This window comes from Streptomyces sp. NPDC059080 (genome assembly GCF_042739975.1).
GTDB lineage: Bacteria > Actinomycetota > Actinomycetes > Streptomycetales > Streptomycetaceae > Streptomyces > Streptomyces benahoarensis.
Genome location: NZ_JBHYGX010000061.1, coordinates 1 through 12,829 on the forward strand (window position 1 = coordinate 1; position 12,829 = coordinate 12,829).

The 12,829-nt window shown below is 71.3% G+C and carries 11 protein-coding genes and 1 tRNA gene; 3 read left to right on the top strand and 9 right to left on the bottom strand.

Annotation, left to right across the window (positions count from 1 at the left end; translation table 11 throughout):
- Positions 1–38 precede the first annotated feature (38 nt).
- Positions 39–112: transfer RNA gene (locus ACFWWQ_RS28320), tRNA-Met, on the bottom strand.
- Positions 113–218: 106 nt separating this feature from the next.
- Positions 219–3,044 (bottom strand): UPF0182 family protein, encoded by a 2,826-nt coding sequence (locus ACFWWQ_RS28325; protein ID WP_384601947.1) that lies wholly within the window; start codon positions 3,042–3,044, stop codon positions 219–221.
- A 214-nt stretch (positions 3,045–3,258) separates the two neighbouring features.
- Between ACFWWQ_RS28325 and ACFWWQ_RS28330 the strand changes: the two genes are divergently transcribed.
- The gene (locus tag ACFWWQ_RS28330; RefSeq protein WP_384601949.1) at positions 3,259–3,813 is read left to right on the top strand and encodes a PPA1309 family protein; all 555 of its coding nucleotides are present in this window, start codon (positions 3,259–3,261) and stop codon (positions 3,811–3,813) included.
- Between the two features lie 49 nt (positions 3,814–3,862).
- On the opposite strand, the gene ACFWWQ_RS28335 is transcribed toward ACFWWQ_RS28330, so the two are convergent.
- The 4 genes from ACFWWQ_RS28335 to ACFWWQ_RS28350 all read right to left on the bottom strand — a co-directional run bounded on the left by ACFWWQ_RS28335 (position 3,863) and on the right by ACFWWQ_RS28350 (position 7,177).
- Positions 3,863–4,954, bottom strand: a complete 1,092-nt coding sequence (locus ACFWWQ_RS28335) for a PDZ domain-containing protein (protein ID WP_384601950.1) — start codon at positions 4,952–4,954, stop codon at positions 3,863–3,865.
- A 120-nt stretch (positions 4,955–5,074) separates the two neighbouring features.
- Complete coding sequence (locus ACFWWQ_RS28340; protein ID WP_185993890.1) at positions 5,075–5,248, bottom strand: hypothetical protein; 174 nt, start codon at positions 5,246–5,248, stop codon at positions 5,075–5,077.
- Between the two features lie 180 nt (positions 5,249–5,428).
- Positions 5,429–5,908, bottom strand: a complete 480-nt coding sequence (locus ACFWWQ_RS28345; protein ID WP_143941611.1) for a molybdenum cofactor biosynthesis protein MoaE — start codon at positions 5,906–5,908, stop codon at positions 5,429–5,431.
- Between the two features lie 117 nt (positions 5,909–6,025).
- Positions 6,026–7,177 (bottom strand): SDR family oxidoreductase, encoded by a 1,152-nt coding sequence (locus ACFWWQ_RS28350; protein WP_384601952.1) that lies wholly within the window; start codon positions 7,175–7,177, stop codon positions 6,026–6,028.
- A gap of 191 nt (positions 7,178–7,368) precedes the next feature.
- Here ACFWWQ_RS28350 and ACFWWQ_RS28355 point away from each other — a divergent pair, with 191 nt between their 5' ends.
- Complete coding sequence (locus ACFWWQ_RS28355) at positions 7,369–8,838, top strand: zinc-dependent metalloprotease (protein WP_384601954.1); 1,470 nt, start codon at positions 7,369–7,371, stop codon at positions 8,836–8,838.
- Positions 8,835–9,365 (top strand): NUDIX hydrolase, encoded by a 531-nt coding sequence (locus ACFWWQ_RS28360; protein ID WP_384601956.1) that lies wholly within the window; start codon positions 8,835–8,837, stop codon positions 9,363–9,365. The genes ACFWWQ_RS28355 and ACFWWQ_RS28360 overlap by 4 nt, the downstream gene beginning before the upstream one ends.
- 177 nt (positions 9,366–9,542) lie before the next feature.
- On the opposite strand, the gene ACFWWQ_RS28365 is transcribed toward ACFWWQ_RS28360, so the two are convergent.
- Genes ACFWWQ_RS28365 through ACFWWQ_RS28375 form a run of 3 tightly spaced genes read right to left on the bottom strand, consistent with a single transcriptional unit; the run spans position 9,543 to position 12,767 of the window.
- Entirely contained in the window at positions 9,543–10,301 is a 759-nt protein-coding gene (locus ACFWWQ_RS28365) for an AIM24 family protein (RefSeq protein ID WP_384601958.1), read from the bottom strand.
- Positions 10,302–10,317: 16 nt separating this feature from the next.
- Positions 10,318–11,001: an AIM24 family protein gene (locus tag ACFWWQ_RS28370; protein ID WP_384601960.1), complete on the bottom strand. Its 684-nt coding sequence runs from the start codon at positions 10,999–11,001 to the stop codon at positions 10,318–10,320.
- A gap of 14 nt (positions 11,002–11,015) precedes the next feature.
- Positions 11,016–12,767, bottom strand: a complete 1,752-nt coding sequence (locus ACFWWQ_RS28375) for a TerD family protein (protein WP_384601961.1) — start codon at positions 12,765–12,767, stop codon at positions 11,016–11,018.
- Positions 12,768–12,829: the final 62 nt, after the last annotated feature.

Here is a 12,829-nt window from a genome sequence, read left to right on the forward strand (position 1 = left end):
GGCCCGGATTCTCGAAGAATCCGGGCCTTCGTCTTCAGTAGCGGGGACAGGATTTGAACCTGCGACCTCTGGGTTATGAGCCCAGCGAGCTACCGAGCTGCTCCACCCCGCGTCGTTGTGTCCTCAACTTACCACGGCGCGGGGCGGGCCCCGCACCGGCCCCGCTGCGCTCGGTGGCCGCCGGGAGGACCGGCGGCCACCACGGGCGGCACGGGCGGTCAGCCGCCGGAGCCGCCGCCCTTCTTGTCCGCCTTCTTCTCGGCGGCGGCGGCGCGGTCCAGCGCCTCCTTGAGCTTCTTCTGGGCGTCGCCGTACGCGCTCCAGTCGCCGTCGACCCGGGCCTTCTCGCCCGCCTCGTACGCCTTCTGTGCGTCGGTCAGCGCCTCCTGCACCGTCTGGTCGGACGGCGGCTGGGTCGTCTCGCCGCCGGTGGGCGGTTCCTCGCCCGGTGCGGTGCTGCTCGGTGCCTTCTTGCCGAAGACGACGTCCAGCGCGTCCTTGAGGGAGTTCTCCAGGACGGGCTTGTTGTCGCCGTAACTCACCAGCACCTTCTTCAGGAGCGGGTAGTTGGTGTTGGCGCCGCGCAGATAGACCGGCTCGACGTAGAGCAGACCGCCGTCCAGTGGCACGGTCAGCAGATTGCCGTACTCGATCTCCGAGTCACCGAACTTCTTGAGGATGTTCAGCTCATTGGCGATCTGCGGATCGGAGTTGAACTTCGACTGCACCAGCTGCGGTCCCGGCACCGGCGTCTCCGACGGCAGCTTCAGGATTCTGATCTTGCCGTAGTCGCCGCTGGTCGCGTTCGCGTCGACGGCCATGAACGCGCCCAGGTTGTCCCTCTTGTTGGGCGTGAACGTCGTCGTCAGCGAGAACGTCTGATCCTTCTGGTCCGGCATCTTCATGCTCAGGTAGTACGGCGGCACGGAGTTGCCCGACTTGTTCGTCGGATCGTTGGGGATCTGCCAGCGCTCGGAGCCGGTGTAGAAGGTGCCCGGTTCCGTGACGTGGTACGTCGTCAGCAGCTGCCGCTGGACCTTGAAGAGGTCCTGCGGGTAGCGCAGATGCTCCATCAGCTGCGGGCTGATCGCGCTGCGCGGCTCGACCGTGCCGGGGAAGGACTTCATCCAGGTCTTGAGGACCGGGTCCGCCTTGTCCCACTGGTAGAGCTTGACCGTGCCGTCGTACGCGTCGACCGTCGCCTTCACGGAGTTGCGGATGTAGTTGACCTGGTTCTGCTGGGCCATCACCGCCCGCTGTCCGTTGGTGAGCGAATCGGCGGTGGTGTCGCCGAGCGTGGTCCGCGAGGCGTACGGATAGCCGTTGCTGGTGGTGTACGCGTCGACGATCCACTGGACCCGGCCGTTGATGACCGCCGGGTACGCGTCACCGTCGATGGTCAGCCACGGCGCGACCGCCTCGACGCGCTCCTTGGGCGTGCGGTTGTACAGGATCCGCGAACCGTCGCCGATCGCCCCGGAGTAGAGGATCTGCGGCTCGCCGAACGCCACCGCGTACGCGGCGCGGTTGACCGGGTTGGCGAGGCTGACACCGCTCTTGCCCTGGTAGGTGTAGCTCTTCTCGCCGCTGTCGTCGGAGTAGTCCAGCTCCTTCTGCGGACCGCCGACGATGGAGTACTGCGTGGTCTTCTCGCCGTAGTAGATCCGCTGCTCGTACGAGGGCAGCTTGCCCTTGGACGGCAGGTCCGACTCGGTGTACTTCGGGCCGCCGCCCTCCGAGATCTCGGTGCCCTTCGCCGCCACCGCGCCGTAGCCGTGGGTGTACTTGAAGTGGTCGTTGATCCAGTTGCGCTCGGGGATACCGGCGATGTTCAGCTCGCGCAGACCGATGACGGTGTCCTGCTCGACGCCGTCCTTGTCCTTGTACCGGTCGACGTCGAGGGTGGAGGGGAACTGGTAGTAGCCGCGCACCTGCTGCTGTTGCTGGAACGCCGGGGAGACGACGTTCGGGTCGAGCAGCCGCATGCTGGCGGTGGTGTCGGCGTTGTCCCGGAGCTTCTGACTCTCGCCCTTGCTGCCGGGCTGGTAGTCGCCCTTGTAGCCGGTGACCTTCGAGTCCTGGATGTCGTACGCGTCCCGCGTCGCCTTGATGTTCTGCTTGATGTACGGCGCTTCCTTGGCCTGCTCGTTCGGCTGGACCTGGAACTTCTGCACGATCGCCGGGTACAGACCGCCGATCAGCACCGCCGAGAGGACCATCAGGCCGAAGCCGATGACCGGCAGCTGCCAGGTGCGGCGCCACAGGGTCGCGAAGAACAGCACCGCGCAGATCGCCGCGATGAAGAACAGGATCGTTTTCGCCGGGAGATAGGCGTTGGCGTCGACGTACCGCAGGCCCGTCCAGCCGTCGGCGGACCGCAGCCCGCTCGACTTCACGGCGAGGCCGTAGCGGTCGAGCCAGTACGCGATGGCCTTGAGCGAGACGAAGATGCCCAGCAGCACCGACAGATGGCCGGTGGCGGCGGCGGTCGCGCGCGAGCCGGGACTGGTGAGCCGCAGGCCGCCGTAGAGGTAGTGGGTGAGCGCGGCGGCGACCAGGCAGAGCACCGCGGCGGCGAAGCCGAAGCTCAGCAGGAAGCGGTACCAGGGCAGGTCGAAGGCGTAGAACGCGACGTCCTTGCCGAACTGCGGGTCCTTCTGCCCGAACGGCACGCCGTTGATCCACTGGAGCCAGGTGCGCCACTCACCGGACGCGGAGGCTCCGGCGACCAGGCCGACGACCGTGGAGATCGCCAGCAGCACCCACTTCTTGAACGGCGCCAGGCTCATGCGGTAGCGGTCCAGGCTCTGCTGCTCCATGGACATCGCGCTGAGCGGCGGCCGCAGGCGGTGGGCCAGCCAGATGTTGACGCCGACGACCACTGCCATCAGCACACCGAAGACGGCGAAGAGGCCGATCTTCGTCCACAGCGTGGTGGTGAAGACGGAGGCGTATCTCACCGAGCGGTACCAGAGCCAGTCGGTCCAGAACCCGGAGAACATCACAAAAAGCATGGCCAGGACGGCCAGTACGCCCACCGTCATGAAAAGGGTCCGGGCCCGCCGCGACGGCCGGCCGACTCTCATCCGTGGCCCGGAGGGGCCTCCGCCGCGGTCCGGCATCTGGAAAGCCAAGGTGCGCACCTCGAAGTTCGCTGTCGTGTGGAACAGGCCCGGAGATAGTAGGACCCACTCCACCAACTTACGAAGGCTTTACCCGGTTCCCGATTTCCGGGGTTCACAAGGCACGATGTGAAACATGACGAACAACCCCGTGGACGGCACCCCCCTCGCCGCCTCTCCGCTGACCCGCGCGGTACTCGAGATCGACGAGTACAGCGCCGGGCTGGGCTGGGACCAGCCCGCCCGACTCTTCGCCCTCGTGGACTCCGCCAAGCTGCGGGCACAGGAGCCCGCACTCGCCTCCCAGCTGGGCATCGACGACGACGCGGCCGCGTCGCTGACCCCCGTCGAGCAGGACGAGATCCCCGCACAGACCCCGCTCGACGAATTCCTCGCCACCATCGCCTGGCCCGACGCGGTCGCCGGGTGCGCGCTGACCGTGGAGCGGCTGATGCTGCCGCCGTCGGCCGAGGACTCGGTGCCCGCCGGGCTGAACGAGAAGCAGCTCGCCACGTGGGTGGCCGAGCACCCGGACCGTCAGGAGGTCCGGATGACGGTGGCGGTGCTGCGGGACGGCTCCCGGGAGTCTGCGCTGCGGCTGCGCGAGAAGGACGCGACGTCCGAGGTGCTCACGGGCGCCTCGCTGGTGCCGGGCCTCGCGGACGCGCTGGCGGCGACGTTCGAGGCGTGACCGGGAACGGGCGGCGTACGGGGCGGTTCCCCGTACGCCGGACGCGGCCCTAGCGGGATGTGGAGCAGCTGGGCAGACCGGCGGTGTGCCCGCTGCTGATCTTCTTCAGCGCCTTGACGGCGTCACCTATGGTGTCGACCTTGACGAGGGTGAGGCCCTCGGGGGTGTCCTTCGCCGCGGAGGCGCAGTTGTCCTTCGGCGTGAGGAAGTACTCGGCGCCCTTGGCACGGGCGCCGACCGTCTTCATGGAGATGCCGCCGATCGGGCCGACCTTGCCCTGGTCGTCGATGGTGCCCGTACCGGCGATGAACTTGCCGCCGGTGAGGCTCTGCGGGCTGAGCTTGTCGACGATGCCGAGGGCGAACATCAGCCCGGCGCTGGGGCCGCCGACATCGGCGAGCTTGACGTCGATGGAGAACGGGAAGATGTGGTCGACGCCCGCCTGGATACCGACGAGGGCGCGGCCGCCGTCGGCCTTCACCGTGGGCACCGTGACGTTCTTGCGGCCGCTCTCGGGCCGCTTCCCCTTCTTCTCTTCGGCCGCCGCGGTCTTGGCCGGGATGACCGTGAAGACGACCTTCTCCCCCGGCTGGTGACGAGTGACGAGCTTGGTGACGTCGTCCTTCGCCTTCACCGGCGTACCGTCCACCGCCTTGATCACATCCCCGGCGTGCAGCAGTCCGTCGGCGGGCTTGCCCTTGAGCACGGAGGCGACGACGGTCTGGGTGGCGACGGGGACGTGCAGTTGGTTCAGCGCCGCGACCTTGGCACTCTCCTGGGACTGGGAGAACTCCTCGGCGTTCTCCTGGTCGGCCTGCTCGGCGGTCTGTCCCTCGGGGTAGAGCGTCTTGTGCGGGACGACCGCGCTGTCGGGGTCGAGCCAGCCGTAGACCGCCTCCAGGAGATTCATGGAGTAATCGGGTCCGGTGACGCGGACGGTGGTCATGTTGAGGTGACCGTTCGTCGGGTACGTCTTGCGGCCGGAGATCCGCAGCACCGGCTGGCCCTCGTGATCGCCGAGGGTGTTGACGGTGGGGCCCGGCGACATCTCGGCGTACGGCACGGGAATGAGCACCCCGGCGCAGAGCAGCGCGATCAGCATCAGTGTCGAGGCGAGCAGCGTCGCGGTGCGGCGTGGCATGGAACGACAGTACGGGACGGGTATGACAACCGGCTCGCGGGGCCGTCCGTACGAGGCGGGCGGGCCGACCGGTGTCCGCCCGCCGACCGGTGTGCTCCGGTGCGGCGGGCGGACGCCGGGTCAGACCAGATCGGATCCGGAGTGCTCGCGCTCCATCGCGGCCCGGAAGCGTTCGTATCCGGCCAGCTCCGCGATGTCGCCGCCGCTTCTGCGGTTGCGTTGTGCCCAGGTGCTCCACAGCATGGCGGCGAGCGCGGCGAGGACCGGAATCAACAGCCAGAGGAGCGCACCCATAGTGGCCTCCCGAAAGTGTCCCACCGCTATCGACGAATAAGCAGATTAACCATCTGCCAGGTCAACGCTCACGCCAGGGGGCGGGTTACGCAACCGGAACCCGCCCACCCGGTCGGCTCCGCGTCCGGGGGCCGTCCGGGCGGCGCGGCGGGGCCGGGCGCGTGACCGAGGGGCGCGTCGTCAGGCGCCGACCCACTCCTCGGTGCCGTCCGAGAAGGTCTGGTGCTTCCAGATCGGCACCGTCGCCTTGAGGTCGTCGATCAGCCTGCGGCACGCGGCGAACGCCTCGGCGCGGTGCGGGCAGGAGACCGCGACGACGACGGCGAGGTCGCCGACGGTCAGGTCGCCGACCCGGTGGACGGCGGCCAGCGCGCGGACCGGGAAGTCTGCGGCAACCTTCTCGGCGACCCGGCGCAGCTCCGCCTCGGCCGTGGGGTGCGCGGAGTAGCCCAGCGCGTCGACGTCGGTGCCGCCGTCGTGCGAGCGGACCGTGCCGACGAACAGCGCGGTGCCGCCCGCCGCGGCGTCGCCGACGGCCGCGAACACCTCGTCGACGGAGAGCGGCGTCTCGCGGATCGCCAGCAGCCGGACGGGGTCTGCCGCGGCCCGTTCTCCGGGGTGGTCACGGCCTGGGGTCGGGGTGACGTGCGTGCCAGACATGCCGCCATCGTGCCGCACCGCGCCCCGGAAGGGGAATGGCCGTTCCCCCGGGCGCGGGGCGCGCGGACCGGAGGGTCCTCCAGGGGCAGCCCCTGCGCGCCGTGCCCGGGGGCCGCGTCAGATACGGCGGCGGGCCTTGCGGGCGCGGCGTACCAGGGCGGCGGTGCCCAGGAGGGCGACGGTCGCACCGGCGGCACCGGCGGCGGTGGCGTCCTTGCGGCCGAGGCGGCGTCCGGCGACGGTGTGCCGCCCGGCGACCTCCTCCAGCAGCTCGGCGAGGACCTCCTCGTTGGTCCACCGGGGCCGCCAGCCCGCCTCGTGCAGCCGGCTGCCGCTGACCACCCAGGGGTGCATGGTGTACGCGAGGTCCCCGGCGGGCGAGGGGGTCAGCCCGATGCGGTGCAGCCGGGCCGCGGCGCCCAGGGCGACGGAGGACGGCAGCTCCATGCGCCGGATGCCGGACAGCTCCTCGACCTCCTCCTGGTCCAGCCAGCCGTCGCAGCCGACCGCCAGCTCGCCCTCGACCTTCTCCAGGGCCGCGTACTCCAGGGCGCCGACCAGGTCCTCGACGTGGCAGAACTGCCAGGCGGGGCGGGAGCCCGCGACGACCAGGAGGCGCGGCGACTCGAAGTACCGGGTCAGCGCGGTGTCGGTGCCGCCCACCAGGACGGCGGGCCGTACGACGGTGCAGTTCAGGCCGGGGTGGGCGCGGGGCGCCCGCTGGGCGAGGCGTTCGATCTCCAGGAGGTCGCCGACCCCGGTGGCGTCGGCGGTGGCCCGCAGCTCGGCGTCCTCGGCGAGCGGGATGTCGTTGTCCGGCAGCGCGCCGTAGACCATCGCGGAGGTGCAGAGCACGACGCGGTGCACCCCGGCGGCGGCCGCGGCGGTGAGGACGGTCTGGGTGCCGCGGACGTTGTAGGCGGTGCGGGCGGCGGCGTCGGACTCCAGGTCGAGGTCGAGCGCGAGGTGGACGATGACGTCGGCACCGTGCAGCTTCTCGGCGATGGCCGGGTCCCGGATGTCCAGGATGTGCCAGTGGGCCTCGGGGATGTCGCCGCGCCGCTCGTCGATGGCGATGACCTGCTTGACCTCGTCGGACGCGGCGAGGGCGCGGGTCAGCAGCGCGCCGATGCCGGTTGCGGCTCCGGTGACGGCGATGACGGGGCGGCGGCCGGGCCGCGGGGCCGGTTCTTCGGTACCGCGTCCGGTCTGCGAGGTCGGGGCGTCAGCGTTTCGCGCTGCGCGAACGGTCGGATCTGGGGAACTCACCGGGCGTCTCCAGCGGTTGTCTTCAGTGCGTATGCGTACCGGCGCGTACGTACAGGTGGCGTCCATCCTGCCGCAGGCGTCCCGAGAGCGGAGCACCGAGCCCCGATGCTCTGAGGGTGTCTACGCTGGAGGGTGATGTCGGGCAGCCGCCGTCGGCCCGGGGCCGGCGGCCCTACGAGCCGAGGAAACCCGTGAGTGACACCCCATTCGGATTCGGCCTTCCGCCGGAGGAGCCGGAGGACGGCGACAACGGCAAGAAGAAGGGCGGCCAGGGAGGTAGCCAGGGCCCCGCGGACCCGTTCGGGTTCGGCGGCGGGAGCGGTGGCGCGGACAATCCGTTCGCGGCGCTCTTCGGCGGCATGGGCGGCCCGGAGGGCCAGATGAGCCCGGGTGACCTGGGCGCCGCCTTCCAGAAGCTCGGCCAGATGCTCTCGTACGAGGGCGGGCCGGTGAACTGGGAGATGGCCAAGGACATCGCGCGGCAGACGGTCGCGCAGGGCACCGAGGCGGGTGGCAAGGACGCGTCCGTTTCGCCGGGTGAGCGCACCGCGGTCGAGGAGGCGGTGCGCCTGGCCGACCTGTGGCTGGACGGCGTGACGTCGCTGCCGTCGGGCGCCGGGACGGTCGTGGCGTGGAGCCGGGCGGAGTGGGTCGAGGAGACCCTGCCGGTCTGGAAGGACCTGGTGAATCCACTCGCGGAGCGCGTCGGGTCGGCGATGGGCGATGTGCTGCCCGGTGAGATGCAGGCCATGGCGGGTCCGCTGCTGGGCATGATGCGCTCCATGGGCGGCGCGATGTTCGGCACCCAGATCGGGCAGGCGCTGGGCGTCCTGGCGGGCGAGGTCGTCGGTTCGACGGACGTGGGCCTGCCGCTGGGTCCGGCCGGTAAGGCGGCGCTGCTGCCCAAGAACATCGCGACGTTCGGCTCCGGTCTGGGCGTGCCCGAGGAGGAGGTGCGGCTCTATCTGGCGCTGCGGGAGGCCGCCCACCAGCGGCTGTTCGCGCATGTGCCGTGGCTGCGCTCGCATCTGTTCGGTGCCGTGGAGGGGTACGCCCGCGGCATCAAGGTCGACACCTCGAAGCTGGAGGACGTCGTCGGCCAGATCGACCCGCAGCACCCCGAGGAGCTGCAGAATGCGCTGCAGCAGGGCATGTTCCAGCCGGAGGACACCCCGGAGCAGAAGGCCGCGCTGGCGCGGCTGGAGACGGCGTTGGCGCTGGTCGAGGGCTGGGTGGACGCGGTGGTGCACGCCGCCGCGGCGCCGCATCTGCCGTCCGCCGACGCGCTGCGCGAGACGCTGCGGCGGCGCCGGGCGACCGGTGGCCCGGCGGAGCAGACGTTCGCCACGCTGATCGGGCTGCAGCTGCGGCCGCGGCGGCTGCGGGACGCCTCCCGGCTGTGGGCGTCGCTGACGGACGCGCGGGGTCTGGAGGGCCGCGACGGTCTGTGGGCGCACCCGGACATGCTGCCGACCGCCGCCGATCTCGACGACCCGGACGGCTTTGTGCACCACGAGCAGATGGACTTCTCCGAGCTGGACAAGATGCTGGGCGACGCGGCGAGCGGTGGTGCGGAGCCGCGGAAGCCGCAGGCGTCCGGCGAGCCCGGTGAGGACGGCAAGGACGGCGAGGACGGCGCCAAGGGCGACGGCGGCCGGTGAGCCTGCATGACGAGGCGGCGCGGGCGCTCAAGGAGTGGCCCGCGCCGTCGCCCGCCCAGGAAGAGCTGCGGCTGGCGTATCTGGAGCATCTGACCGCGCATCCCGACAGCATGGTGAAGCCGTGCAAGGCGGGGCATCTGACGGCGAGCGCGCTGGTGATCGACCCGGCGGGCGGGCGGGTGCTGCTGACGTTGCACCGCAAGCTGAAGATGTGGCTGCAGATGGGCGGCCACTGCGAGCCCGGCGACGCCACGCTGGCGGACGCGGCGCTGCGCGAGGCGCGCGAGGAGTCCGGTATCGCGCGGGGGCTGGAGCTACTGCCCGGCGGCCCGGTGCGGCTGGACCGCCATCACACGCCGTGTGCCTGGCATCTGGATGTGCAGTTCGCGGCGGTGGCGCCCGAGGGCGCGGTGGCGCGGATCAGCGACGAGTCGCTGGATCTGCGGTGGTTCCGGTACGACGAGGTCGCGGCCGTGGCCGATGAGTCGGTGGTGCGGCTGGTGGAGGGCGCGCGGGCGCTGCTGTAGGCGGCGAGCCGGGCGAAGGGCGGGCGGAGCGGTGTGGCGGGCGGCGGGCGGGTGCCCGTCGGCCGGGGCCGTGCGTCGCGTGGCGGGCGGTGGCCGGGCAGTCGTCGGCCGGGGCCGGGGCACCGGCGGCCGGAGGGCCGGGCCCGGTTGGCTCCGCCCACAGCCCTGGCCGGCCCCTCAGTTGGTGAAGATGTTGCCCTGGTTGGAGCCGCGGGCGCCCTGCTGCCCCATGCCGAACTGCGCGGCGAGGCCGGAGCCTATGACGGCGTTCTGCGGCGGAAGGAGTTCGCTGGGCTGGACCAGGGCGTATCCCTGGCCGAGGAAGCTCAGCTCCCAGCCTTCGCCGGTGGTGCCGCGGCGCCGCCAGACGCCGGAGGAGTGCGTCTGGGCCTGCATCTGGACCCGCAGCGACGCGGACCAGGCGACGACCGCGTCGGCGTCGGCGTTGATGTAGGTCTCGGGGGTGACCGGCAGCATCAGCGGCTGGCCGGAGGTCATGAGGACGACCTTGCCCTGACCTGCGATGTTGAGCTGGTACTTGCCGGTGCCGGAGATGCCGTACCGGCTGTCGACGGAGACGGCGTCCCAGTGGAGTCCGGAGTCGAGCGCCAGGACGTAGCTGCTGTCGACGGTGAGGCCCTGGTGGTCGACGTCGAGGATGTGGACGTACTGGGCGAGGTTGGCGAGGTAGACGGTGCCCTGGCCGGAGATGCGCATCAGGTCCAGGCCCTCGCCGGTGACGGCGCGGGCGCGGTGCTGGCCCTGGGTCTGGTAGTCGCCCTCGAATTCGAGGAGTCCCTGGTAGGCGACCATGGAGCCCTTCCGGGCGAGAAGGTCCTCGTGCCCTTCGAGGGCGACGCGCAGCAGCTGGGAGTTCTGCAGGGCGTAGCGGTCCTGGGTCTGTGCCTCGGTGTGGGCGAAAAGCGGGCTCTGCATGTTCCTCGGTCCCCCTTCAGCCCCGGGCCCGGAGCCGGTCGGTGCTGTCCTCGCTGGGCTGGACGACGACGAAGCCCTGGCCGGAGAAGCCGAGCTGGTACGCCTCGCCGCTGCCGCGTCCGATCATCGAGGACGCCTTGAAGCTGCGCTTGCCCTTCATCTTCAGGTGGGTCGACCAGGCCACGAGGGCATCGGGGTCGACGTGCGTCTCGTCCTCGCCGCGCCCGCAGTCGACGACGATGGGCGTGCCGCGGGAGGTGAGGGCGACCCAGCCGGTGCCGGATATACCGACGTTGAACAGCCCCTGACCGGCGAACTTGGCCATGCCCTTGACGCGTTGGACGCCCCACTGGAGCTGGGCGTCGAGGGCGAGGAGGTTGGTGCCGCTGACGGACAGCGACTCGCCGTTGAGGTGGATGCAGACGACGTCGGCGCCGTAGTCGGCGAGGTAGAGGATGCCGTCGCCGCTGCACTTCATCAGCGGGGCGCCCTCACCGGTGACCCACTGGGAGGCCATCTGGCGGACGGCGGGCGGGCTGGGCTCGTACTGGATGAAGCCTTCGTAGGCGACCATCGATCCGGTGCGGGCGAAGACGTCGTGGCCGCTCTGCATGGCGATCTTGGCCATGGCGCTGCCGTGGTTCTCCATGCGGGCGGCGGGCGGGGTCGGGGCGTAGCCCGACAGCTGCTGCTGGGTCATGGTGGCGGGCTCCCTCAGACCTCGTAGGGCTGGACGACGATGAAGTTGCCGGGTGCGCCGCGGAATTGGAGGTTCACGGACTCACCGGAGTGGCCGGTGTAGGTGTGACGGCGCATGCTCACCTGGCTGGAGACGATCACCTGCGCGGCGGCGGACCACGCGACGACGGCGTTGGCGTCGGCGAAGGTGGCCGGCGTGACGGGCAGGACGACGGGGGTGCCGCGGGTCTTGACGACGACGGTGCCGGTGCCCTGGAACTGCAGGGTGAACAGGGCGCCCCCGGGTATGCCGTGGCCTTCGACGCGGCGCACCTCGTGCTGGAGCGATTCGTCGAAGGCGAGGACGCTGTCGGCGGAGACGCACAGGGCGTCGCCCTGCAGCTCGACGGGGTGGATGTGGGCGCTGTCCTCGGCGAAGAAGACCTGGCCCTGGCCGGTGCAGCGCATCAGCTGCATCTCCTGGCCGGTGGCATTGCCGACGATGCGGCCGCGGAGGCCCGCGCCCTTGTAGTGGAAGTCGACCTTGCCCTGGTAGAGCACCATGCTGCCCTGGCGGGCGAGGACCGGCTGCCCGTCGACGCCGAGGTCGACACGGACCAGTTTGCTGTTCTGGAGCGTCCAACGCTGCCCGGTGGGTGCTTCTTTGTACTTCTCCAGCACAACGCCGAGACCGGGGCCACCGTCCTGCGGCACGGCCGGTGCCTGCCTGGGGTGCGGCGCGCCGGGGGCCTGCCCGTACGGGGCGGGTGCCTGCGGCGGGAACTGCCCGGGCGGCGCTGCCTGGGGCGCGCCGTGGCCGCCGGGTGCGGGCGCTCCGCCGTAGGGAGCCTGGCCCGGGGCGCCGTAGGGGGCGTGGCCGGGCGTCGGCTGTCCGTACGGGGCCTGGTGCCGGCCGCCGGGGATGCCGGGGGCGGCGGGCGGTGGCACGGGCGCGGCGGGAGGCGTCCTCGGGGCGCCAGGCGGGACGAGGGGCGCGGCCATGGTGGGCGCGCTGTGCATCTGGGGTGCGGCGGGCTGCGGCTGCTGGGGTGCGGGCGGCTGCGGCGCGGCGGGCTGGGTGCCCTGGGGTGCGCCGAAGCCGGGGGCCGGTTGCTGCGGGGCAGCGGGCTGGGGCTGTGCGGGCGCCGGGGCCTGCGGCGGGGCGAAGGCCGGGGCCGGTGCGGCGGGCGGGGCGAAAGCGGGCGCGGCCTGCGCGGCCTGCGTGGGCTCGGGCGCGGCGGGCTCGGGCGTCGCCGCCTCCTCGACGACCTCGCCGCCGAAGTTCTTCAGCAGCGCCTCCAGGCCGCCGTCGAAGCCCTGGCCGACGGCGGCGAACCGCCACACGTCCTTGAGGTAGAAGTCGCCGAGCATGACGGCTCGTTCGGTGCTGAACTCGGAGCCGTGGAAGGAGTAGCGGGCGACCTCTTCGCCGCCTGCGACGATGCGGAGGTAGCCGGGGCCGATCCGGGAGACCTGACCGGCGCCGTCGAGGGCGGCGGTGAAGGAGAGCTTCCGGATGTGCGGCGGGATGCGGCCGAGGGTGACCCGGAACGACTGGGTGTCACCGGCCTGTTCGCCGAGCTGCTGGATGGCCTGCTCGGGCGAGGCGGGCTGGTTGAAGAAGACGAAGTACCGGTCGTCGGAGAGCCGTTCATCGGCGTCCAGGCCGAAACAGCTGATGTCGAAGGTGAGCCCCGGGCCACCGATCTGCACGCCGACGTACAGGTCGGTCCCTGCCGTCAGGTCACCGATCCTGGCCTTGTGGCCTCGCTGGAATTCCCTGGCCATAGGTAACGCCTGTCCCCCCGCTCCGGCTGTGAGTTGGTACTGCGAGCCAGGCTATCCGCTGC